The sequence below is a fragment of the Cesiribacter andamanensis AMV16 genome (genome assembly GCF_000348925.1).
Classification (GTDB): Bacteria; Bacteroidota; Bacteroidia; order Cytophagales; family Cyclobacteriaceae; genus Cesiribacter; species Cesiribacter andamanensis.
Genome location: NZ_AODQ01000220.1, coordinates 1 through 2,829 on the forward strand (window position 1 = coordinate 1; position 2,829 = coordinate 2,829).

Here is a 2,829-nt window from a genome sequence, read left to right on the forward strand (position 1 = left end):
GCGGGGCAGCGCCTATACCAAAAATATTTTTTTTGACTCTGTGGTAGGGTATTTACCTCTGGCTGTGTCTGTTTAAGTACAAGGAGATTACTTCCATGAAAATTGATCCTTATTATATTGGTCTTCTTCATAAAGAATTCACCCGGCAGCTAACAGCTGAAGAGGCTGAAGGGCTGAGGAAATGGTTGGAACGCCATGAACACCATCGGCACCTGCGCCATGAGGTAAGCAGAAGCTGGGAGCTTGCAGCCACTCCACTGCCTGAAGCAGGGGAGGAAGAAGTAGCAGAAGAACTCAGCCGGCTGCGGCAGCGGATCCAGCATCCTTCCCCGCAGGATGCCCGGCAGGATGCCCGGACGTCCACGAGCTTTCGGCAATTGGAAAGTAGGAAGGAAGTCTATTACGGTCTGGTTGCGATGGTAATCCTGCTCGTCCTAGCGATTGGCGGATTACTCCTTTCCCTGAGCGCTGAGGTGCCAGGGGAGCTTACTGCCTTTTACTCATCCGATCCGACTGCAGTGCAGCAGGAGTTTTCACTGCCCGATCGTTCTGCGGTACATCTCCGGGGCCGTTCGGAGCTTGCTTACCTGGAGAGTGAACGTGCCCGCAGCCTGCGTTTCAGCGGACAGGCGTTCTTCCAGGTGGCCCGGCAGGAGCAACGGCCTTTTCTGATCCATGCAGGGGGAATGCAGGTGCAGGTGCTGGGTACCTCCTTTTTTGTTAAAGCCCTGGTAGGCAGACCACTGGAAGTAGGGGTTGCCAGCGGACGCGTAGCTGTAGACTACCAGGGGGAGAAGTACCTGCTGAAGGAGGGAGAACTGATTCGCTTTGTCCCCGGCGAGACCGCCCGGGTACAGCCGATTCAGGACGTGAACTATTTTTCCTGGCACACCGACAAGCTGGATTTCCAGCAAAGCCCCCTGCGGGAGGTGGTGCCAGCCCTGGAACGGCATTACGATATACGCCTCGAAACGACCGGTTCCGCACTGCTGAACTGCCGCTTTACCGGCTCCTTTGAGGGGATTGCCCTTGAGGAACTCCTGGAAGTTATCTGCTACAGCCTGGATCTTAGCGTTGAGCGATTGGAAAACCGGACGTATTTGCTTTCAGGAGCGGGATGTCCCAAACGGTAGCACATGAAACGAGCTGTAAGCCTGTATGCCGCCCTGCTCATTTCCCTGACGCCACTTTCAGCCCAGGACCTACGTCAGCGGGTAAGCCTGCGGTTTTCAGCCCAACCACTGGAAGCGGTGTTGCAGCAGATCTCCGAACGCTATCAGGTTCGCTTTTCCTACGGAGACCATCCGTCTGCCCTGCAGACGCGCATTAGCCTGGAAGTAAAGGAGGAGCCCCTGCAAAGGGTGCTACACCTGCTGCTTAAGCAGGCAGGGCTTACCTATAAAGTGATCGGTGGAACGGTTGTGCTGCGCGAACAAATAGGGGAGGTGCCCCCATCCCCGGCTTCACCTCAGGCGAGCCCGCCTCAGTCGACTGTAGCCGAATCTGCTTCGCGCTACCCCATTCCTGAGATTCTCCCCGGCCTGCAAAAACGGGTAGCGGATTTCAGGCCTGCCCAGCCTGGAATGGTCCTGCGCCTTCCGGAGCCTGTGAAGCTTGACCATACTCTGGAGCCCCTGCCTGCCAAACCGCGATCTGCCTATACGCTGGCTCCTGTTTTTTCACTGGACCTGGCGCAGTATAGCCTGGAAAGTGAGTATCCGCTGAACCAGGAGCTACATCCCCGGCTGGGGCTTAGTGCCGGCCTGGCCGGGTATCGGAAACTTGGCCCGAGCCTGGAAGGGGAAGTACTCCTGCTCTACCGGACCAGGGGCTATACCCTTCGCTACCTCCACAACAGGGCGGATGTGCCCCTGGGCATTCCGGTGAAAACAGAGGTTGGCCTGGCCTACCTGGAACTTCCGTTGGGCCTCCAGATGGGACTATGGCAGCACGGGCTCCTGCAGGTGCAGGGCACGCTTGGCGTATCGGGCAGCTACCTGCTCGATAGCCGGGAATGGACATTGCTGGACGATGGCCGGATGTTTGATACCGGGAGCATGCAGCTGCAGAGCCTTTCACCCTTTTTATGGGCGCTCCGCGGCGGGGCTAAACTCTCCTATACCATGAGCCGACGCGTCCTGCTCTTTGCTGGTCCGACCTACCAGTACACCGGCAGCAAGCTCAAGCGCGGGACTCAGCAGATTCGCCTGATGGAGCTTAGCATCCGATCGGGCATCCAGTTCAGACTTTAAGTTTTTTTACATAACCCAACCGATCATGTATTATTTGTACTACCTACTTCAGCCGGCATTCCCGGCTGGCAGGGGGCTGTTTGTTGCCCTGTACTGCCTGATGCTTCTACCACTGGCCGGACAGGGGCAAACCCTGACGGTAAGCCTCTCCGCCACCAATAATGCGCCCGACAAATGCAGTGCCCGAACAATAAGTGCGTCCGCAAGCGGAGGCTCCGGGGGCTATTCCTACTATTGGTCTTCTTATCCGACTTCTACTGTAAACCTGGGCAACGGGCCCTCCATCACGGTAAGCCCTACTGTTGCCACCACCTATACGGTAGCCGTATGGGATAATACTGCAGGCCTGTATGCGGAAAAGTCGATTACGGTCTGTCCTTTGCTCACCGGCAGTTTCAGCCAGTTTATTCAAAATTCTTTTATGGAAGGGGAGATCTGGAAGGTGCTGAATGCTTCTGGCGGGACCGGCCCGCTGAATGCCTACCGCTATGAGCTGCGCTTTATCAACGACTGGGGCAGCCAGGTCTATTCGGCTTCCCAAACGATCAGCAGCGGCCTGCAGGGGCTTATGGGCGGT

Annotated in this window: 3 protein-coding genes; all 3 read left to right on the forward strand. The window is 56.7% G+C overall.

Going from position 1 to position 2,829, the window contains the following annotated elements; translation table 11 throughout:
* Window positions 1-95 precede the first annotated feature (95 nt).
* Window positions 96-1,133: a FecR family protein gene (locus tag ADICEAN_RS20555; RefSeq protein ID WP_009197605.1), complete on the forward strand. Its 1,038-nt coding sequence runs from the start codon at window positions 96-98 to the stop codon at window positions 1,131-1,133.
* A 3-nt stretch (window positions 1,134-1,136) separates the two neighbouring features.
* Window positions 1,137-2,252 carry a secretin and TonB N-terminal domain-containing protein gene (locus tag ADICEAN_RS20560; protein ID WP_009197606.1) on the forward strand — a complete coding sequence of 372 codons (1,116 nt, stop codon included), beginning with the start codon at window positions 1,137-1,139 and terminating at the stop codon, window positions 2,250-2,252.
* 100 nt (window positions 2,253-2,352) lie between these two features.
* Window positions 2,353-2,829 (forward strand): hypothetical protein (locus ADICEAN_RS20565; RefSeq protein WP_152426550.1); only part of this gene is annotated, 477 nt, incomplete at its 3' end.